Below are 20,183 nucleotides of genomic sequence, written 5' to 3' on the forward strand. Positions count from 1 at the left end.
CCCTGAAAATTAAATCCCTGATTTAGAAAATATTGTAAAAAAATTAAGAAACATTTATTGAATTTTTATTCTTTTGGTACAAATTTTATTATTACATTTGAGTGTATAACAACATTAATAAATATACAATATGAAAAAAACTATTGCAATGGCTGCATTAGCTGTAGCTGTATCTTTCGGTGCTATTTCTTGTAAAAAGAAAGTTTCTGATGCCGACCTTCAGACTCAGGCTACAACTATAGTAACTTCTAATCCCAATGCTTCTGTTGAAGTAAAAGAAGGTGTAGCTCACTTAAGCGGTACTTTCGCAGATCAACAGTCTAAAGACGCAATGATTGCAAAATTAAAAGCTATCGGCGGAGTTAAAGATGTAATGGATATGTCTACTATAGCAGCAGCTCCTACCCCTGCAGTACCTGTGGAAACAGCATCTGCTGTAGATCCTGCTGTTCAGAAAAAAGTTCAGGATGCGGTGAAGGATTTCCCTTCTGTAAAAGTAGAAGTTGTAAACGGACAGCTTACTCTTACAGGAAATGTTTCCGGCTTACAGGCTAGAAAAATCAAAGAATCTGTAGATGCTTTGAAAATCGGAAAGTATAACAACAACCTAATCGTAAAATAATTTAAGATGAGCGAATTACAAGATAAATATTCAAGCGTAGTTTCAGCGGCACAGTCTGCAGGGATCTCAAATCTTCAGGTTCAGGAGCAGGACGGAATTCTTTATGTTTCCGGAAATGCTTCCAATACTGCGGCTAAAGATGCTGTATGGAATGCTCTGGGAGCTATTGATTCTACTTATTCTGCTTCAGATATCAATATTGATGTACAGGTTGCAGGTCTTTCTTCAGGAGCTTCTTTAACGGTAGCAACGGAAGAATCTAATCTTAACATCAGACAGGAGCCTTCTACTGAAGCTGCCGTAGTAGGTAAAGCTGCAAAAGGTTCTTCTGTAACTCTTATTGAGCAGACTTCTGATGACTGGTGGAAAGTGAAAACTGCTGACGGTCAGGAAGGATATGCTTATTCAAGATATTTAAGAGCATAATTTTTATTAAAAAGTAATAAATTTTTATAAAAAAAGCATAGAGACATCCCAACTTTGGGATGTTTTTATATTTTTACGGCTCTGAAAAGAACTAATGAAGAAAACTCTGTTGCTATTGACTTTGATGTTCACAGTCATTATTCTGCACGGTCAAAAACTACACATTGACGGAAAAATATTCGATTCTGAAAAGAAGCCGATAGAAAACTCTACCGTTTATCTTTTGAAAGAAAAAGATTCATCTATCATCAATTATACGGCAACCAATAAAGAAGGGAAATTTTCTCTGAAAATTGATGAAATGAAAGAACCTTCCATTCTTAAAATTGATGCCGACAAATTATCTTCTTACTCCAAAAAATTTGAAAAAATAGATCGGTCATTATCTCTGAGAGAAATTCAGCTTGAAAAACAGGACATCATTACTACCATTGATGAGGTGAAAATTACAGTATCTCCTGTAAAAATTAAGAAAGACACCATTGAATTCAATGCAGCAGCGATTAAAGTTCGCCCTGACAGTAAAATTGAAGAACTTCTGAAACAGATTCCCGGTGTGGAGGTCAGCAATGAGGGAAAAATTACAGTCAATGGAAAAGAGGTGGATCAGATCATGATTAATGGAAAACCTTTCTTTGATAAAGATGGTAAAATTGCCCTCCAGAACTTACCTGCAGATATCATTAAGAATATTCAGTTTACCACCACCAAAACAAAAGAGGAAGAACTTAGCGGAAAAACAGCCAAATCACAGAATACCACAATTAACTTTAATATTGACGAAAAGAAAAATAAAGGGTTACTGACAAGACTTACCGTTGGGTATGGATCAGACAAGCGGTATGAAGCAAGTGGACTGGCCAGTTATTTTAAAGGAGATATGAAAGTGAGTATTCTTGGCTCTTCTAATAATATCAATTCACAGGGATTTTCCAAAGATGATGTCTTTGACAGTATGGGTGACGGGCGGAATTCCTGGACGGGAGGAGGATCTGTTTCTTCATCAGGAAATAATCAGGGAGGCGGTGCAAAAGGAATTCAAAGGTCTACCACCATAGGTTTAAATTACAGTGATAAGCTGGGAAAAGATGCTGATCTGGATTCTTTCAGTCTGATGCACACCGATTCCAATACGGAAACAAAATCCAAAGTTTCAAGATCTACTCTTCTGCCCACTTATACTCTTCAGACCAATTCTGAAAGTAATGGAGAAAATGAATCCAAACAATATAATTTTGATACCTCAGCCAAAATTACACTGGATTCTCTGACAAGTATCTATCTTTCTCCGAGATTTTCCAAGAACAGCAGCTTTAGTTTTAATAACTCACGGTCATCTACTTTAAATAACGGCAGCCTTCTGAATGAAAGTAATGCTTATTCAAACAATAATTCAGAAAACAATTCATTTAACCCTTACCTTTATTTTTCCAGAAAGTTCAAGAAAAAAGGACGTGTGATTTCTGCCAATATAAACAGTTCCATCTCCGAATCTAAAAGAGATAACCTGAACCAGTCTCAGAATACCTTCTACCAACCCAATGGAACAACAGTAGACAACAGGGATCAGTTGGCTAACAACAAAAATCAGAACAGCAGTTTTAATTTCACCGCCGGATATACAGAACCCATTTCTGATTCAGCAAGGGTAAGTTTTGAAGTAAAATATGAAAACAGATCTGTCAGAGATTTGAGAAATGTAAACGATTTTGATAATACTACAGGAGATTATACTAAATTCAATCAGCTTTTATCCAACAATATGAAACAGAGAATCAATCAGATCTCTCCTGAATTCACTTACCAGCTGAGTAAAAAGAAACTGAATTTCTGGGCTTCCATGAACCTTGACATTTCGGACATGAAAGTAAACTCCATCTATAATGGGCAACAATATGATCTGCAGAAAAATTTTGTTTTACCTGGATATAATGTCAATCTTTACTATCAGTTGAGTGAAGGGAAAACCTTGAACATTTACAACTATTCCAACTTCACCATCCCCACCGCAGAACAACTGACTCCGTATAAAGATGAATCAAACCCCTTGATTACTTACCAGGGAAACCCTAACTTAAAAAATACCTGGACCAACAATCTTTATTTGTATTTCAATAATTATAATAAAGTGAAAGAGTTCAGCTACTATTTCAATATTGGTTTTACGTACAGAAATAATGATATCATCAATTTTTCCACGTATGATAATGCAGGAAAACAGGTGGTCACTTATGACAACGTAAGCGGAAATAAAAGCATCAATGCCGGCGGAGGTTTCAGTAAAGTATTGAAATGGAAGAATAATAAACTTATTATCAATCCAAGATTTACCATGAATTATGCGTACAATAACGGTTTTATTGATGGACAATCTTTCACCAGCAATTCTTATAATCTAAACCCAGGTCTTAATCTTACCTATGAAATCAAAGATAAAATGACTATCAAACCTTCTTACCGACTTGGATACAGCTTCTCAAATTATACCAATTATGATATTAATACAGTAAATACAGCCAATCAGTCATTAAAACTGGAACTGACCAATTATATGCTTAAGGGCAGATTTGTATTTGGAAATGATTTTGAATACAATACCAATTCCAATATTGCTCCGGGCTTTAAAAAAGATTTCTATTTCTGGAATACCAGCCTTGGATATTCATTCTATAAGAAGCAGTTTACAGCGAAAGTGAAGATCTATGATGTTTTAAATCAGAATCAAAGTGTGAGAAGAACAATCACAGACTCTTACTTTGAAGACCGTGAAGACCTCATTCTGAAAAGATACATCATGTTTTCCATCAGCATGAAACTGAATAAGTTTGCAGGTAAGAAAATGCAATAAAGCAACACCATACTTTTATATATATTTTCGATAATGGCCGGATCTCTCCGGCTATTTTTATGGATTGTCCTACATTTTAAAAGAAGATTCGCTAGAGAAAATACCATAACCGTGTTTTTATTTTTAAATTAGCAGCAAATTTTTTTTATGAAAATCCATATTTCAGTATTATGTATTCTTTTTTTCATTCTTGGAAAAGCTCAGAAAGCGGAACAGAAAGATACTTTCGTTAAAGACAATTTCACCAAGAAAGAATTTTATATTCCAATGCGTGACGGTGTGAAACTTTTTACAGCAGTGTATATCCCGAAAGATATAACAAACAAAAATAAATATCCGTTTCTGATGCAGAGAACCTGCTACAGCATCGCCCCATACGGAGAGAGTGAATATAAAACAAAGGTGGGTCCCAACACTTACCTTATGAAAGACAAATATATTTTCGTGTATCAGGATGTACGCGGAAGATATATGAGTGAAGGTACTTTTACCAATATGACTCCACAGGTAGAGCGTAAAACCAAAAAAGATGTTGACGAAAGTACAGATACGTATGATACCATCGAATGGCTTTTGAAAAATGTTAAAGATAACAATGGTAAAGTAGGCCAGTTTGGAACATCATATCCTGGATTCTATACTGCTGTAGGAACCTTATCACAACACCCTGCTTTGGTAGCTTCTTCACCACAGGCACCTATTTCAGATTTCTGGAATGATGATTTTCTTCACAACGGAAGATTTATGCTGGGGTATTTCAGAACATTCCCAGTTTTTGGTGTTCAGAAAACACAGCCGGAAAAACAGGCATGGTATATGGATTCTTTCATCAAGCAGACTTCTGAAGATGGTTTGAAATTCTACAGAGATATGGGCACGCTGAAAGATGCTTATGAAAAATACTACAAGAATAATTTCTTCATGACAGAAATTATGAACCATCCCAACTACGATGAATTCTGGCAGAAAAGAGGTCTCCTTCCTCACCTGAAGAATATCAACCATGCTGTAATGACCGTTGGCGGATGGTTTGATGCAGAAGATCTTTCCGGCCCTCTGAATATTTATAAGACGATTGAAAAAACAAGTCCTAAAGCCAAAAATACAATTGTAATGGGACCTTTCTCACATGGCGGATGGTCTCAGGAACAGGGAAAACATTTCCACAGTGAAACGTATTTTGGTGACAGCATTGCTACTTATTACCAGAAAAATATTGAAACAAAATTCTTCAACCACTATCTGAAGGGCAACACCAAAGAAGATGCGGGACTTCCTGAAGCACTCATGTATGACACCGGTGCTAAAGAATGGAAAGAATTTGCTTCTTATCCCCCTAAAAATGCACAGAAAGTAAATTTCTATCTGGCAGATAAAACCTTGAAAAAAACTTCAGGGCAAGGATATTCTGAATATTACAGTGATCCAAACAATCCTGTTTTAAGCTCAGATCATTTAAAAGATTTCAACGGCTTCACTCCTAAAAATTATATGTCGGAAGATCAGAGATTTGCAGTAGGAAGACCTGATGTATTAACATTCACAACAGATGTTCTTACTGACGACATTACATTTGCCGGAGAGATCATGGCTAAACTGAATATTGCTTCTACGTCCACAGATGCAGATTTTGCAGTGAAACTGATTGACGTTTATCCTGAAGATTTCAAACCTGCAGAGAAGAAAGAAGGTGTTATCTATGGGAACTATCACCAGATGGTAAGAAGTGAGATTATGCCTGCAAGATTCAGAAATACAAAAGAAAAAGGAGAAGCTTTGGTTCCTAATCAGAAAACAGCTGTTAATTTCAGGCTTCAGGATGTGGTTCATACTTTCAAAAAAGGACATAAAATCCAGATTCAGATCAGCAGTACATGGTTCCCGCTTTTCGCTATCAATCCGCAGAAATTTATGGATAATCCAAATTTTGCCAACAAAGAAGATTATACAAAAGCATTTATTAAAGTATATGACGACAGCTCCATTGAAGCTGAAGTTTTAAAATAAATTGAAAAAGCTGTTCAGACGAACAGCTTTTTATTTTTTTAAGGTTTTGACTAAAGCCGGATGAATTTATTTTTTTGTTCAAGTGGGCTAAATCCCACTCCTATTGATGGATAAATGATAAGTTTAATCCTCAATCGTTCTGAAAGTCAGATTTACTCTTGGTGTTTTCACTTTTGTGGTTGGAGGAAGCCTGTGCAGCCAGTTGTCCTGAGTAGTTCCTTTCATAATTAATAAACTTCCGTTTTCCAGGAATATTTCTGCCTTTTCTTTGGTTGTTTTATGCTTGAATAAAAATTTTCTTTCCGCTCCAAAGGTCAGAGAGGCAATTGCTCCATGTTTTTTCAGGTCCGTTTCGCCATCGCTGTGATAAGCCATTCCTTCACTTCCGTCATGGTATAAATTGAGCAGACATGAATTGTAGGTTTCCCCTGAAACTTCTTCACACTTCTTTTTTAATTCTAATAATTCCGGAGTCCAGAATTTAGCATATTTTGTTCTTTTCGAATAGGTATATTCAAAAGCTTTTTCTCCAAACCAGGCTACTTTTCTTTTGGTTAAAATCAATTTTCCAAAGATTAATGCCTCATCGTTTTCCCATGGAATCTGATTGAGCAGATAATCATAATAAAAAGCAGATTGTTCTGTTGAAAAAACTTTTCCATAATAATGAACAGTACCATCATGTGGAAGTACATTGAGTGGATAATCTGATATTTCTTCGAAGAGACTCATCATAGTTTTAGAATTAAATGCTTTATGCTGTAAAAAGTACAATGTACAATGTATTGATGTCTTTTGTATTTAAACACAAATAGCACCAATGTTTTTCACAAATGACACGAATTTTATATCAATAGGAACGGACTTTAGTCCGTTTAAAAAAAAAATGTTTCAACAAACCACTGGCTTTAGCCAAAACTTATCTACATCATTGATTTCAGGAATACATATGTGAACCTTCCCATCCTACAATCAGCTGTTTCCTTTCACTTCCCCAGCGGTAACCACCAAGATGTCCGGTAGACTGAATAACACGGTGACATGGAATAAGAAACGCAACAGGATTACTTCCAATAGCTGTTCCCACCGCTCTGGAAGCTTTAGGGTTTCCAATTTTTTCAGCCAGACTGCCATAAGTAGACAGTTTTCCCATTGGAATTGTCAATAGACTTTCCCATACTTTAAGCTGAAAATCGGTTCCTTTTAAGTGTAATTTTATCGTATTGAGTTTTGTCCAGTCTTTATCGAATATGGACAGCGCATTCATTTGAAAAGCATCCTGTTTTTCAATAAAAGAAGCATTGGGGAACTTCTGTTTCAGCTCCCCTAATGCTGTTTCTTTATCGTTTTCAAAAGCCATGTAGCAGATTCCTTTTTCTGTAGAAGCTACCAGTATATTTCCGAAAGGACTTTCAGAAAAACTGTAATGAATACTGAGGCTTTTTCCGCCGTTTTTATATTCTGCCGGAGACATTCCTTCTATTTTCACAAACAGGTCATGAAGCCTGCTGGTACTGGAGAATCCTGTCTCGTAAGCTGTATCAAATAAACTTGCTTTTTCTTCCTTCAATAAGTTTTTAGCATGTTCAAGACTGATGAACTGTAAAAACTTTTTCGGACTTGTTCCTGCCCAATCAGTAAATATCTTCTGAAAATGAGCCGGACTCAAATGAATATTCTCTGCCACTTCCTCCAAACTTGGCTGAAGCCTGAAATTGCTCTGGATATATTCTATCGCCTTGGCAATTCTGTTATAATCTATCTGACTTTGTGTGGACATTGTATTATTATTATTTTACCTCACAAATTTCCAAAGAATATACGGCAGAAAAAATCCGATTCTTGCGGAATATTAGTTGTTGTTATAAATATCGTAGTAAGCAAGCATTTTGTAATATAACTTCGCAGATAAGAAAGCCGTTGGCTTAGCCATTGGAGAATCCATTAATTCTACAATATCAAATGCTACTACATTACATTTTTCAAATACTTTTCTCAATAATTCCAATGTTGGATACCATTGTAACCCACCTGGCTCCGGAGTTCCTGTAGAAGGAGCAATAGAAGGATCGAAAGCATCTAAATCAATTGTGATATAAACATTTCCTGATACTTTTTCCAATACATCGTTGATCCAGTTTTCATTGTTCGCAATTTCGTGAGCAAAGAATACTCTTCCTTCCGGTAAATATTCAACTTCTTCAACATCCATAGAACGGATTCCCACCTGTACTAAGTTATGTTTCTGATTCGCTTCAAAAACAGCACAAGCGTGGTTTGATGTAGAACCATGGAAATCAGGACGTAAATCTGTGTGAGCATCAAACTGAAGAACGGTAAGGTTTTCAAACTTCTCTCCTACTGCACGGATAGAACCAATAGAAACAGAGTGTTCTCCCCCAAAAAGAGTGAATAATTTACCCTCATTGTTCAAAAGTTCTTTTGTTTTCTGATAAACCGCTTCTGTCATTGCTTCCGGGCTGGATTTCTCAGAAACTTCTCCTGCCAAATAAACTCCCTGTAGGTAAGGTTCTGTTTGAGTTTCAATATCATAAAGCTCCATGTTTTCAGAAGCGTTTAAGAATAATTCCGGACCTTTATCAGCTCCTTTACCCCATGTTGAAGTTCCATCATAAGGAACAGTTACCAACATTACTTTCGAATTCTCTAACGTTGCGTTTTCTTCGGGAATTCCTGCGTATGTTCTCATGCTTTATTTAAAAATTTTAATGTTTTAAAATTGAAATATTGGCTACAAAGATACGAAGAGTTTACGAGTTGGAGCGTAAGAGTGTTAGAGAGTTTATGAGTTACCAATTCACCCCTTACTGCTTATTATCTGCTACCTGCAACCTATTATCTACCACCTCTTCCCTTTCTACTCTCAACTCAAATGGTTATTTTTGTACAAAACTCATAATATGCCTTTAAAAGCTGTTCTTTTCGATATGGATGGTGTGATTGTAGATACAGAGCCATTGCATAGAAAAGCTTATTTCAAAACGTTTGATGAACTGGAAATTGCGGTTTCCGAAGATTTATACACCTCTTTTACCGGAGCTTCCACCAAAAGGGTTTCTGAAACATTGATTAAGAAATTTAATTTGAATCAGACTTACGAAGCCATCGCGGGGATTAAAAGATCTCATTTCAAAGATTATTTTTATAATGATGATGAATTTGATTTGATTCCTGGAGTAAGAAAACTGATTGAACATTATCATGAAAACGGACTCAAACTTATTCTGGCTTCTTCTGCTACCATGGTAACCATCAATATGGTTTTTGAAAAATTCGGGTTGGAACAATATTTTAGCGGAAAGATCAGCGGTGCTGATTTAAAAGAATCAAAACCTCATCCTGAAGTTTTCTTACTGGCAGCAGAAATGGCAGGAGAATCTGTTGAAAACTGTATGGTGATTGAGGATTCTACCAACGGAATTCTAGCAGCTCACAGAGCACAAATTTTCTGTGCCGCATACAGAAGTCCACATTCGAAAAATCAGGATTACACCTTAGCAGATACTGTAGTCTCGGATTATGAAGATCTCGAACTTGATAAAATTTCAAAATATTTTTAAATAAAAAGCTCTCAGAATCTGAGAGCTTTTGTTTTATATGTACTTTGTCATCTGAACGAAGTGAAGATCCTTAACTTTCCTTAATTCTTAATAAAAACCTTAATGGTTAAATTTAAAAACATTAAGATGAGACTGCTTCGTCACTTTCGTTCCTCGCAATGACAGATTAAAGTCTTATTTATAACCAAGAATCTTCAATATATCTTCCGGTTCCTGTTTCTCACGGAAAATTTCATATTGCAATTCACCGTTTTCATCTTTTTGGATCAGGACATGTCTCGGCTGAGGCATCAGGCAGTGGTGTACTCCACCGTATCCACCAATTGTTTCCTGATAAGCTCCCGTGTGGAAGAATCCGATATACAAAGGTTTTGTATCACTGAAAACAGGTAAATAAATCGCGTTGGTATGCTGTTCAGAGTTATAATAATCATCCGAATCACAAGTCAGCCCTCCCAGGAATACTCTTTCATAAGTATCTTCCCAACGGTTAAGCGGAAGCATGATAAAGTGTCTTGAAATGGCCCATGTATCAGGAAGAGTGGTCATGAAAGAAGAATCAATCATATTCCATTTTTCTCTGTCATTCTGACGTTTCTGAGAGATGATTTTGTAAAGGTTCGCTCCACTTTCCCCTACGGTAAAGCTTCCGAATTCAGTGTAGATATTAGGTTCTTCCACTCCTTCTTCTTCACAGAATTTTTTGATCTGAGAAACAATCTCTTCTACCATATACTGGTAGTCATAATCAAAGTTCAAAGACGTTTTGATTGGGAAACCACCTCCGATGTTCAGTGAATCTACTTCAGGAGCAATTTTCTTCAAACGGGCATATACACGAAGACATTTGTACAATTCGTTCCAGTAGTAAGAAGTATCTTTAATCCCGGTATTGATGAAGAAGTGAAGCATTTTCAATCTTGCATTCGGGTGTTCTGCGATCTTCTGGCTGTAATAAGGAATAATATCTTTATATCCGATTCCTAATCTTGAGGTATAGAATTCGAACTTCGGTTCTTCCTCTGATGCGATTCTGATTCCGATATTAAAGGTAGAATCGATGCTTTCTGTAAGTTTATCCAATTCTCTGTAATTATCAAGAATCGGGGTAATATTTTCAAAACCGCTGTTGATCATATCTGAAATATTTGTCAGATAATCATCAGTTTTAAAACCATTACAGATGACTTCAATGTTTTTATCTACCTTTCCCTTTTCGTAAAGAGATTTCACAATATCCATGTCATAAGCAGAAGATGTTTCTATGGAAATATCATTCTTCAAAGCTTCCTCCAATACGAAATTGAAATGACTGGATTTTGTGCAATAGCAGTAGGTATAATTCTTTTTATATCCGGTTTTTTCAAAAGCTTCTTTAAACCAGCTTTTGGCCTTCTGAATATTTTGAGAAATTCTCGGCAGATAGCTAATCTTTAGCGGAGTGCCAAATTGTTCAACTACATCCATCAATGGAACGTCGTGAAACAACAAATTGTTCTCAGATACATTAAATTCCTCTGTAGGGAAATACAATGTCTGATCAATAAGTTCCGAGTACTTTATTTTCATTTCTAAACAAGTGAATTAAGAAATGCAAAATTGCTAAAAAAGTTTCATTTTTAGGTGTTAAAATTATTATAATTTTAAATAAACACCCAATATTAAATCTTATAGAAATTTATCTCTGATAATCAATACGTAAACTTTTGAATATATTCCCTCCTTTTAGCATCTGAAATCCCTAATGCCTGCTGAATATAGGCATCCGGAGAACCATACTTTTTATTGATCTCCCCAAAAGCAGCGTCAAGATATCTTTTTTCAACCCAGCTCAGTTTTCCCAGTACCTGTAAATCCATTTTCGGATAGAGAAAATGTAAAGTATTGGCAAGACGAAGCCTCTTCTGAACAAGATCTTTTCTATAATTATTAGAGAGAAGATATTCGTTGTAAATAGTCTCTTTATCAAATTTCAGAATCGTAAGAAGTAATGCCGTGATAATTCCCGTTCTGTCTTTTCCCGCTGTGCAGTGATAAAGAATCGGATCTTTAGATTCCAGAATTTCTGTAATAATTCTTTTTATAGTTTCTGGGTTTTCCGTCACATACTCACGGTAAAAATCAATCATTCTTTTATCGGCATCGGAAGCATTCACTTTACCTTTAAGAACCAGTTTTTTGGCCTGAGCCAACTGATCTCCTTCATCTTCAAACGCTGAGTATTTTTTGTATACAGTTTCTGCCGGCAGCTGATCCGGCTTTTGAGCAATTTCTTTTGAATTTCTAAGGTCAATAATTTCTTTGATCCCCAATTTTTCCACATCATCAAAAGATTTCTTTTTAAGCTTATAAAGATGGGCACTTCGGTATAGTTTTCCTTCTTTTAATGTTCTTCCTTCCGTATTTTTGATATTTCCTACCGTCCGAAAATTGGTAACTTTTTTAAGATGAATCACTTTTTCAGTTTCATTTTTTCCATATTCGGGTGTTTCAAAATGCTGGGTCTTACATGAGACTATGCAGCATAATGAAATGGTGAACACTGATATTTTGATTAGTTTATTCAATGGTTTTTAATAAGTTTTGGCTAAAGCCAATCGATGTATTTATTTTTATTAAACGGGCTGAAGCCCGTTTCTATTGATGTAAAAATTTGTGCCATTTGTGAAAAACATTGGTGTAATTTGTGTTTAATGACAGTCTTTTTTTAAATGAGTAAAACCTGTTTCTATTGATAATAATCACTCTAATAAATTGCCGGGTATTCTATTTCATTGATTCCTACAAATAATAAAACATCTCCTGATTCATATTCTATGGAAATCTCATCTTCAGCAGCGAAATTCCGGGTTCCTATTCTTGAAGTAATGCTTAGACTTTCTTGAGTCAAAGGCCAGTTGAGTCCTTGAGTCGTTATATTATTCACTGATGGAAATGGATAAAGAGAAATCATTCTATTTTTCAATCCTTTCAGCTTAAAATGATTCGGAATAAAATAGTATTCTGAAAACTCATCATAAAATTTTATTTTTATCTGTTCTTTGAATGCATAAGCAACAGTAAGATTTCCCAGAAAATGATCCTGCTCACCTCCACTTCCTCCAAAAACATCAGTTTCTGAAAACCCTTTTTCCTGAATAATTTCCAGTGCTTTATGAAAATCTGTTTTTTCCTGATCTAAGGTAAGGATAAATTTTCCTTCATACATATCTTCATCTGATCCGGAGTGTGAATCAAAGTCACCGGATATAAAATCCAGTTTATCCAGAGGAAATCCCATTCTTTTTAAATAATGAAAAGCGCCGTCTGTGCATGCAACTAAACCATAATTAGCAGGATTGGGTAATGATTTTGGAGCATCTCCGTTGATGAAAAGTAATGCTTTATCTTTCATTCGGATTCCAATATTCTTCCGGTTCATTGTTCAGTTTTGAAATGTATCTTGCCAACACAAAAAGATAATCTGAAAGTCTGTTTAAATATTTAATCAATTCAGGGCGTACTTCTTCTGATTCATTCAGAAATACCAATGAGCGCTCTGCTCTTCTGCAGATTGTTCTTGCTGCGTGTAAAAAAGTTGCAGATTTTCCACCACCTGGCAGGATAAAGTACTGAAGAGGTTCCAGCTTTTCATCGAAGGCATCCATCCATTGTTCCAGCTCTTCAATTTCAGTTTCTGAAATAATAATCGGAAGGCGTGATTTTCCGTTGGCAAGCATCAGCTTATCCACTGGTGTCGCAGCTTCTGAACCTACCGTAAACAAATCAAACTGTATTTTCTTCAGCTGTCTCAACACTTCTTCATCTTCAATATGACTTTTTGAAATTCCAATGAATGAATTCAATTCGTCTATATTTCCATAGCTGTCTACTCTTGCGCTGGCTTTGGAAACCCTTGTTCCGCCATACAATGCAGTCTGGCCTTTATCTCCTGTCTTTGTATAAATTTTCATAGTACTAAAATACTTTTTTTTGTACAATGTAAAAAGTAAAATGTAGGAATAGCTTCGTATTCTATCTGAAAAATAAAACTGACATTAGGAATTTAATGTCAGTTTATATTTACACTTATAAGTTTTTATATCTTTTAAGATTGCTTCGTATTTGTTAAGCACAACAACGTCAATCCAATTCCTTTTATGTATAGATTAAAAAGTATAATTGACATTGAGCTGAAAAATAGTTCCGTTAAATCCAAACTGATTCACCTCCCAAGGGTATTTGAACCTTCCTCCAAGATCTGTGACTACATCTCCTTTGCTGTCTATTATATCCGGATAAATATTAAATAAGTTATTGACAACTCCGGAAACTTTAAGATCATTCGTGATTTTATAGGTTAAAACGATGTCTGTAATTACCTTACCAGAAAATGTCTGATCTTTGGCAGGATCAGTAGCGTGCTGCCATGTAACCGAACCAAAATACGTATTATTAAGGTTAAAATTAAACTTTGAAATATCATACGAAAGACTAAGAATAGTTTTTGTTTTTGGTCTTGCAGAGATAATTCTGGATTGTTCTTTTCTATCAAAAAAGTTTTCTGAATAGCCGTTTTCAGCCAAAATAGGCGGAACAGCAATATTATCTACTATTTTAGTTTCGTTATAATTGAAAGCAGCAATAATTCCCAATTTTCCTTTGCCAATAGCAGAAGTATAATAATTAGCTACAAAATCAACCCCTTCAGTCACTGTATTTACCGCATTGGTAAAAAACTTCAGAGAGGTTATTTTGTTATTATTTAATATGACTTCCACAGGGTTTGTTAGATCCGGACTCCCTGGAGCACCGGTTTTGTACCCAATATCTCCTGAGAAAAGAACCCGGTCTTTAATTTTTATTCTGTAATAATCTGCGGTAATAGTCAGGTTTTTAAAAGGCTTTACGGCAAATCCTCCCGTAATATTAAAAGCTTTTTCAGCATTTAATTTGGGCACCCCAAGATCGGATCTTATAATTTGAGAGTCATTATTAAAAGTACCCTGATTAGCTACCGTATTCCCTGTAATTTTGGTTTGAACATTAGAGTAATAAATCTGGTGTAACGAAGGAGCACGGAATCCCGTAGAAACCGACCCTCGGAAAACCAATTTATCATCCAGTAATTTATATCTTGCGTTTCCTTTCCATGAAACATTATTTCCGAAATCACTGAAATTTTCATACCTCACCGTTCCTCCAATTAACAGGTTTTTCGTAACATCCCATTCAGCATTCATGTAAGCTCCGATATTCTGACGATTTTTGTTAACTTCATTTTGAGGCTGCAGTCCCGGAAATGATTCTGCTCCACTTCCTTTATAAGATGCTTCCTCTCCTGCCCTTGCCTGATAATTTTCATTGCGCACTTCAGCTCCCGCTCCTAAAACAAGGGTACCAAAATCCCGGCTGAAATCTATGTTTCCAATAATATTACTGAACTGGTGGCCACCTGCTTTAAAATAGGTGGGTGAATTTGCACCCAAAGATGTATTAATGGTATTTCCTACAGCATAATCTACGGCATTAGAGCCAAAGGTTGCACTCCCATCAAAACTCCATTTTCCAAACATTCCTTTCCACCCGGAGGTTAAATTATAATCGTAAACATCTGTTTTAAATTGCGGTTGAAATCCATTGTAAGGTTGTCCTTGTGGAGTTAATAAACCAAAATCTGAAGTTACCCAATAAGGAGTTCTGTACAAAGCAAAACTGGTCCCACTTCTGTAAGTGGTACCCCCAAAAGCATAAAATTTGCCCGTTTCACCTGTTGGCAACTCAAAATTGACAAACATATTGCCCACTTTTGTCTCCGGCTGCCCTATAATCATTCCTAAACCGGGATTAGCTTGCGTCCAGGCATTATCGACACCAAAAAGGTCATCTTTTGTAACAGCACCTGCGCGGTTCGTTTTATTTTGAGAGGAAAATCCGAATGTAAGATTCAGGCTTCCCGTTTTTGCTACTCTGATTCCCGTATTAAAATCTGCTCCGATATTAAAACCGTCTCCTTTTGAAGTAATACCTGAAAAAAGATTGACTGTGCTTTTTCCCACACTGTTTTTAAGAATGATATTAATTACTCCTGCAATAGCATCAGAGCCGTATTGCGCAGATGCTCCATCTCTCAATACTTCTACATTCTGTAAGGCTGCTGAAGGAATACTTTTCAGATCTGTACCTACCTCACCTTTTCCCGGTGTATCATTTACATAAATTAAAGCACTTTGATTTTTTCTTTTACCATTCACCAAAACCAATGTTCTGGAAGGCCCTAATCCTCTTAAATCTGCAGGATCAAAGTGAGCCGTTGCATCAGAAACAGTTTGCTGTGATGAATTAAAAGAGGGTACAGCATACGTCAAAGCTTTATCAAAAGTAACCTGTCCTGTGGATTTTAGCTGTACTGCCGAAATATTGTCAATAGGAATTGCAGAGGTAATGATAGTTCTGGGCTTGGTTCTACCGGTGGTAACCACCACTTCATCTATTTTATTTTGTTTTATACTGTCCTGAGCATATCCCATAGCACCAGCTCCGCTTAATACTAATGCATAGATTTTTCTATTAAATAAATTCTTTTCCATGTAAATTGTTAATTATTCAATAAATCTAATAAAAAAATTAATATTAAATACAAAAACAAAACATACAATGATAATCCAATTACATATTAACGAAAATTATACCATTTCACAAAAATCACAATTAGTTCACAAAACATAAATTGATTTATCAATAACATGAAAAAAAATAAATCAATAACACCATATTTGTATAAAAAAATCAATTAGCCAACATCAGAAATAAACATGATTTCATTCGTTCTGATAAGTAGTTTTCAACGGGTTGAGATTGCTTCGCCTGTGGCTCGCAATGAATGGGAATAAAAATGGCCGGGAGAAACCGGCCATATCCAAATTATTTATTTACCTCTACGTATTGTATGATGGTCTGATTTTTTGGGTTGTAGATGATTGTACTACTGTTGGGAAACCTTTTCAGTTTATAATACTGAATGTTTTTATCGGATTTAATATCTTCAAGAATACTTGCATCAAATGTATTGTCAGGAAGGAATTTCGATATAAAACTTATTTTATCTATGATATTTTGCCCATCAATCTTACGGGCCGTTTTATCAGATTTGCTTTCGTCAGAAGTAGGCTGTCCTTCCAGAAACGGAAGCAGTACTGCAATATCTGCTTTGTATTTGAAAATATACCCTTCAGATCTTCCCGGAATTTTAATTTTCTTACCTTTTTCTTCAGAAACTATTGAAGCTCCTGTACCAGGAAAAACGGTATTAAACTTAACATCTTCGGAATTGGTTAAAGAGTTTATAGATTCATTGACTGTTTTCTTTACCGTCTCTTCCACCACCTCCTGTGTTTTTTGCTGCACAGTTTCGGTCGTTTTTTGAACAGTCTGGTCAATTTTTTCCTCTATCTTATTGCATGATACTACTAAAAAAGCAGTGACAACAGGCAAAATATACTTCTTCATAATTCTATTAATTGCGATTTTTTTAGTAATACACTACTCTTCTAACGCAAAAGTAGAGCCAATATTTGAAGATTAAAAAAATATTTTTTCCATATCCAAAATCCTACTGACAAACTGTTGTCATAACCCTCTCTTACCTTTGTATCAACAACAAACAAAACAAATACATTATGACAACTACAGCCACAGCCACAAAACAATTTATGACTTCTGAACAATTATTAAACGATTGGCAGGGACACAGAAATCTGACGAGAAGAGTTATTGAATCTTTTCCTGAGAAAGAACTATTTGAATTTTCAGTAGGCGGAATGAGACCATTTGCAAAGCTTGCAGTAGAACTGATCGGAATTGCCGGACCTGCTTTAAAAGGAATTGTTGAAGGGACTACAGAAGCTTACAACGAGGAAGCTTTCAATCCGAAAACAAAAGAAGAAATCTTAAAGAAGTGGGATGAAGAAACCCATGTGATCAATCATTATTTCAGTCTGATTTCTGAGGATCGTTTCCAGGAAACTTTCAATTTATTCGGAGAGTATGAGTTTCCGGTATATCAAAACATTCTTTATTTTGTAGATAATGAGGTTCACCATCGTGGACAAGGATATGTGTATCTGAGAGCTTTAGGAATTGAACCTCCTTTCTTCTGGGAAAGATTCTAATAAAAACGGAAGGGTAAAATTGCAAAAAGGCGGAAATTCTGAAAAAAATCACCTCTGCAATGTCATTTTTCAACAGTGATTTTTCTTCAATTCACCTACAACTTATATCATTTTTTTGCGACTCAACACCACTGCTTTTTTGTGATTTTGCTCTTCACTTATTAACCATTTCATTTATTTGCCTCAATTAAGTCTTTAAACCTCAACAGATATTCTGTTGGGGGTTTATTGATGTCTTTCTGTCATTTTCAGAAGCAGTTCTTTCAATCGTGTGCGAAGGCTTTCGGGTTCAAGAACGGTGGCATAGTCTGCAAAAGTGATGAGCCAGCGGGGGAAACCGTCATTGATCCATTCTGTTTCAAAAGTCAGTTCTACTCCATTTTCTGTTTCTACTTCTTCTATCAATCCATAGTATTTCTTAGAATTTACCAGGTGATTCATGATCTTTTTATCAACCAGAAGTTTGGCTTTAACCTTATTTCCGTTTGATTTTTTGCGATAATCATTCACCTGACCGTATTCCTGCACAAAAGGATTCGGTGTTTTTGAAATTTCCAGAATCCTGTCAATACGAAACTGTCTGAAATCTTTTCTCAACATACAGAATGCCATGATGTACCAAAAATTAAACTCAAAAAACATTCCCACTGTTTCAATCGTTCTGTTATTCACTCTCCCGTCTACCGTCTGATATTTTATATTCAACTGGCTTTTCTCTGCAATACTTTCGAGAATAATAGGAATCACATTTTTCAAGGAGTCCCCGGAATCTGTATGAAAGCTGAAAACATCAATCTGTTTTTCAATATTTTTAATTAGATTTTTATCCGAATATTTCAGCACCGAACGCACTTTTTCCATGGCAGCCTGATAATGATTCCCTAAGCTTTGATGGGAAAATTTCTGCATCAGTTTTTCTGCGGTAATGAAACTTAACACCTCTTCTTTGGTAAACATGATCGGAGGAAGTTTATAACCGTCCATTAAAGAATATCCGTTACCCGCTTCTCCCACAATAGGAATCCCAGCATTTTCCAGCGTTTTCACATCACGATAAATGGTTCTGATACTGACATCGAATTTTTCAGCCAGATCCTGAGCCCTCACAATAGGTTTAGACTGTAGCTGGGTAAGGATGGCCGTTACCCGATCGAGTTTTTTAAGATAGTGGTCGTTCATTATATAACAAAGCTAAAAATTCTTTTTCGAAGTATGGCTTATAAATAGGACGGCTTTTTTTATTAATTTTATTTTCACAAAACAGTTTCCTATTTATGCTTCACACTCATTTCGTTCAGTCTATTGAAAAAATCTTAAAACCGGAACAGGCAGTGATAGATGGACTTGTTTCCAATCTGGAATCCAAAACTTACAGAAAAGGAGATTTTCTGTTAAAAGCTGATGAAACCTGCAGGTATTTTTATTTCATTGAAAAAGGGCTTGTAAAACTGTTTTTTGACAATGGAGATAAAGATTTTATCATGACATTTTTTGCTGAGAATGCTTTTTTTGCAGAATTGAGTGGTTTTCTTACCGGAAATCCATCAAAATATATGATAGTTGCTTTGGAACCTACAGAAGTTTTTCGGGTACACAGAGATGTTGTTGAAGGATTATGCAAAAAATATCACACGGCAGAAACACTTTTCAGTAAGCTGTACTCAAAAGCTCCGGTGAATATGATGGGAAGAATCAGTGAAATGCTGGAAGATGATGGAAAAAAGCGGTATCATAATTTCCTGAAACAAAGACCTGATCTTATTCAACGCATCAGTCTTGGGGATCTTGCTGATTATATTGGCATCACTCAGGTTTCTCTGAGCAGAATCAGAGCACAGAAATTATGAAGAAGGGGTGATGGAAGCTGGAAGAGGGAAGTTATTGTAGACTGAGTATATATCATCTACCTAATAGTAACTTCCAGCATCCAGCATCCAGCATCTAGCATCCAGTTTCTAGCTTCCAGCATCCAGCTTCTAAAATCTTTCCTTTTAAAATTTATCATTTGTAAAAAAATTCAGGGAAATTCCAGTCTACATTTGTCACATAATTAATCACAAAAACAAATATTATGTCACAAAGAATCAACGCATTTGCCATCGGAAATAAGGCTGTAAATGCACTTCACAACATGGGATTTCAGGTACAGCATTCTTCACTGGACAATTCATTTCTGGAACTGATGTATTTCAGAGTTTCACAAATGAATGGCTGTGCATTTTGTCTGGATATGCATTCCAAAGAATTAAGAGCGAAAGGGGAATCTGAGCAGAGAATATTTCTGGTAAGCGCCTGGAGAGAATGTTCATTTTACACCGATAAAGAAAAAGCCGGGCTGTTATGGGCAGAAACTTTAACGGCATTGAAAGGTAATGAAGTGGATGATAAGATTTATTCAAAAGTAAGTCATTATTTCTCTGAAACTGAAATGGTAGATTTAACCATGGCTGTTATTGCCATCAACAGTTATAACAGAATTAATATTGCTTTCGGAGCTGATGTAGGTACTTATCAGGTTCCTGAAAAAGCGCTTTAAGCAATACTATAGA

General features: G+C 35.7%; 18 protein-coding genes. 8 read left to right on the forward strand and 10 right to left on the reverse strand.

Going from position 1 to position 20,183, the window contains the following annotated elements; translation table 11 throughout:
- The first annotated feature begins 130 nt into the window (after nucleotides 1–130).
- From CQ022_RS09625 to CQ022_RS09640, 4 genes are all read left to right on the forward strand, one after another.
- Nucleotides 131–622 (forward strand): BON domain-containing protein, encoded by a 492-nt coding sequence (locus CQ022_RS09625; protein WP_105681193.1) that lies wholly within the window; start codon nucleotides 131–133, stop codon nucleotides 620–622.
- Between the two features lie 6 nt (nucleotides 623–628).
- Nucleotides 629–1,048: an SH3 domain-containing protein gene (locus CQ022_RS09630; RefSeq protein WP_105681194.1), complete on the forward strand. Its 420-nt coding sequence runs from the start codon at nucleotides 629–631 to the stop codon at nucleotides 1,046–1,048.
- Nucleotides 1,049–1,142: 94 nt separating this feature from the next.
- Entirely contained in the window at nucleotides 1,143–3,896 is a 2,754-nt protein-coding gene (locus CQ022_RS09635; protein ID WP_105681195.1) for a TonB-dependent receptor, read from the forward strand.
- 147 nt (nucleotides 3,897–4,043) lie between these two features.
- Entirely contained in the window at nucleotides 4,044–5,903 is a 1,860-nt protein-coding gene (locus CQ022_RS09640) for a CocE/NonD family hydrolase (protein ID WP_105681196.1), read from the forward strand.
- 123 nt (nucleotides 5,904–6,026) lie between these two features.
- Here the strand turns inward: CQ022_RS09640 and CQ022_RS09645 are convergent, their stop codons facing one another.
- From CQ022_RS09645 to speB, 3 genes are all read right to left on the reverse strand, one after another.
- A complete protein-coding gene (locus CQ022_RS09645) occupies nucleotides 6,027–6,635 on the reverse strand; it encodes an alpha-ketoglutarate-dependent dioxygenase AlkB family protein (protein ID WP_105681802.1) in 609 nt (202 codons plus the stop codon).
- A gap of 205 nt (nucleotides 6,636–6,840) precedes the next feature.
- Complete coding sequence (locus CQ022_RS09650) at nucleotides 6,841–7,683, reverse strand: bifunctional helix-turn-helix domain-containing protein/methylated-DNA--[protein]-cysteine S-methyltransferase (protein WP_105681197.1); 843 nt, start codon at nucleotides 7,681–7,683, stop codon at nucleotides 6,841–6,843.
- Nucleotides 7,684–7,755: 72 nt separating this feature from the next.
- On the reverse strand, nucleotides 7,756–8,613 hold the full coding sequence (gene speB / locus CQ022_RS09655; RefSeq protein ID WP_105681198.1) for an agmatinase: 858 nt from the start codon (nucleotides 8,611–8,613) through the stop codon (nucleotides 7,756–7,758).
- Between the two features lie 211 nt (nucleotides 8,614–8,824).
- Here speB and CQ022_RS09660 point away from each other — a divergent pair, with 211 nt between their 5' ends.
- A complete protein-coding gene (locus tag CQ022_RS09660) occupies nucleotides 8,825–9,484 on the forward strand; it encodes an HAD family hydrolase (RefSeq protein ID WP_105681199.1) in 660 nt (219 codons plus the stop codon).
- Nucleotides 9,485–9,658: 174 nt separating this feature from the next.
- Here CQ022_RS09660 and CQ022_RS09665 read toward each other — a convergent pair whose 3' ends face one another.
- The 6 genes from CQ022_RS09665 to CQ022_RS09690 form a co-directional block, all read right to left on the reverse strand.
- The gene (locus tag CQ022_RS09665; RefSeq protein ID WP_105681200.1) at nucleotides 9,659–11,053 is read right to left on the reverse strand and encodes an arginine decarboxylase; all 1,395 of its coding nucleotides are present in this window, start codon (nucleotides 11,051–11,053) and stop codon (nucleotides 9,659–9,661) included.
- A gap of 122 nt (nucleotides 11,054–11,175) precedes the next feature.
- Nucleotides 11,176–12,051 (reverse strand): tyrosine-protein phosphatase, encoded by an 876-nt coding sequence (locus CQ022_RS09670; RefSeq protein ID WP_105681201.1) that lies wholly within the window; start codon nucleotides 12,049–12,051, stop codon nucleotides 11,176–11,178.
- A 179-nt stretch (nucleotides 12,052–12,230) separates the two neighbouring features.
- Nucleotides 12,231–12,905, reverse strand: coding sequence for a thiamine diphosphokinase (locus tag CQ022_RS09675; protein ID WP_228421512.1), 675 nt, complete (start codon nucleotides 12,903–12,905; stop codon nucleotides 12,231–12,233).
- Entirely contained in the window at nucleotides 12,868–13,437 is a 570-nt protein-coding gene (locus CQ022_RS09680) for a cob(I)yrinic acid a,c-diamide adenosyltransferase (protein ID WP_079242890.1), read from the reverse strand. Before CQ022_RS09680 ends, CQ022_RS09675 begins: the two co-directional genes overlap by 38 nt.
- 195 nt (nucleotides 13,438–13,632) lie before the next feature.
- Nucleotides 13,633–16,053 (reverse strand): TonB-dependent receptor plug domain-containing protein, encoded by a 2,421-nt coding sequence (locus tag CQ022_RS09685; protein ID WP_105681202.1) that lies wholly within the window; start codon nucleotides 16,051–16,053, stop codon nucleotides 13,633–13,635.
- Between the two features lie 334 nt (nucleotides 16,054–16,387).
- Entirely contained in the window at nucleotides 16,388–16,972 is a 585-nt protein-coding gene (locus tag CQ022_RS09690; RefSeq protein ID WP_105681203.1) for a hypothetical protein, read from the reverse strand.
- 170 nt (nucleotides 16,973–17,142) lie between these two features.
- Here CQ022_RS09690 and CQ022_RS09695 point away from each other — a divergent pair, with 170 nt between their 5' ends.
- On the forward strand, nucleotides 17,143–17,634 hold the full coding sequence (locus tag CQ022_RS09695) for a DinB family protein (protein WP_105681204.1): 492 nt from the start codon (nucleotides 17,143–17,145) through the stop codon (nucleotides 17,632–17,634).
- A gap of 225 nt (nucleotides 17,635–17,859) precedes the next feature.
- Here the strand turns inward: CQ022_RS09695 and CQ022_RS09700 are convergent, their stop codons facing one another.
- Entirely contained in the window at nucleotides 17,860–18,813 is a 954-nt protein-coding gene (locus CQ022_RS09700) for a helix-turn-helix transcriptional regulator (RefSeq protein ID WP_105681205.1), read from the reverse strand.
- Between the two features lie 95 nt (nucleotides 18,814–18,908).
- On the opposite strand from CQ022_RS09700, the gene CQ022_RS09705 reads away from it, so the two are divergent.
- Both CQ022_RS09705 and CQ022_RS09710 read left to right on the forward strand, forming a co-directional pair.
- Nucleotides 18,909–19,481 carry a Crp/Fnr family transcriptional regulator gene (locus CQ022_RS09705; RefSeq protein ID WP_105681206.1) on the forward strand — a complete coding sequence of 191 codons (573 nt, stop codon included), beginning with the start codon at nucleotides 18,909–18,911 and terminating at the stop codon, nucleotides 19,479–19,481.
- Nucleotides 19,482–19,705: 224 nt separating this feature from the next.
- Nucleotides 19,706–20,170 carry a carboxymuconolactone decarboxylase family protein gene (locus CQ022_RS09710; RefSeq protein ID WP_105681207.1) on the forward strand — a complete coding sequence of 155 codons (465 nt, stop codon included), beginning with the start codon at nucleotides 19,706–19,708 and terminating at the stop codon, nucleotides 20,168–20,170.
- The last annotated feature ends 13 nt before the right edge of the window (nucleotides 20,171–20,183 follow it).

It is taken from the genome of Chryseobacterium culicis (genome assembly GCF_002979755.1).
GTDB classification, from domain to species: Bacteria; Bacteroidota; Bacteroidia; order Flavobacteriales; family Weeksellaceae; genus Chryseobacterium; species Chryseobacterium culicis_A.

Coding starts and splice junctions, on each gene's coding strand:
- CQ022_RS09710 (WP_105681207.1), top strand. CDS start 19,706: ATGTCACAAAGAATCAACGCATTTGCCATCGGAAATAAGGCTGTAAAT.
- CQ022_RS09660 (WP_105681199.1), top strand. CDS start 8,825: ATGCCTTTAAAAGCTGTTCTTTTCGATATGGATGGTGTGATTGTAGAT.
- CQ022_RS09675 (WP_228421512.1), bottom strand. CDS start 12,905: ATGAACCGGAAGAATATTGGAATCCGAATGAAAGATAAAGCATTACTT.
- CQ022_RS09695 (WP_105681204.1), top strand. CDS start 17,143: ATGACAACTACAGCCACAGCCACAAAACAATTTATGACTTCTGAACAA.
- CQ022_RS09650 (WP_105681197.1), bottom strand. CDS start 7,683: ATGTCCACACAAAGTCAGATAGATTATAACAGAATTGCCAAGGCGATA.
- CQ022_RS09690 (WP_105681203.1), bottom strand. CDS start 16,972: ATGAAGAAGTATATTTTGCCTGTTGTCACTGCTTTTTTAGTAGTATCA.
- CQ022_RS09680 (WP_079242890.1), bottom strand. CDS start 13,437: ATGAAAATTTATACAAAGACAGGAGATAAAGGCCAGACTGCATTGTAT.
- CQ022_RS09645 (WP_105681802.1), bottom strand. CDS start 6,635: ATGAGTCTCTTCGAAGAAATATCAGATTATCCACTCAATGTACTTCCA.
- CQ022_RS09635 (WP_105681195.1), top strand. CDS start 1,143: ATGAAGAAAACTCTGTTGCTATTGACTTTGATGTTCACAGTCATTATT.
- CQ022_RS09640 (WP_105681196.1), top strand. CDS start 4,044: ATGAAAATCCATATTTCAGTATTATGTATTCTTTTTTTCATTCTTGGA.
- CQ022_RS09705 (WP_105681206.1), top strand. CDS start 18,909: ATGCTTCACACTCATTTCGTTCAGTCTATTGAAAAAATCTTAAAACCG.
- CQ022_RS09700 (WP_105681205.1), bottom strand. CDS start 18,813: ATGAACGACCACTATCTTAAAAAACTCGATCGGGTAACGGCCATCCTT.
- CQ022_RS09685 (WP_105681202.1), bottom strand. CDS start 16,053: ATGGAAAAGAATTTATTTAATAGAAAAATCTATGCATTAGTATTAAGC.
- CQ022_RS09625 (WP_105681193.1), top strand. CDS start 131: ATGAAAAAAACTATTGCAATGGCTGCATTAGCTGTAGCTGTATCTTTC.
- speB (WP_105681198.1), bottom strand. CDS start 8,613: ATGAGAACATACGCAGGAATTCCCGAAGAAAACGCAACGTTAGAGAAT.
- CQ022_RS09665 (WP_105681200.1), bottom strand. CDS start 11,053: ATGAAAATAAAGTACTCGGAACTTATTGATCAGACATTGTATTTCCCT.
- CQ022_RS09630 (WP_105681194.1), top strand. CDS start 629: ATGAGCGAATTACAAGATAAATATTCAAGCGTAGTTTCAGCGGCACAG.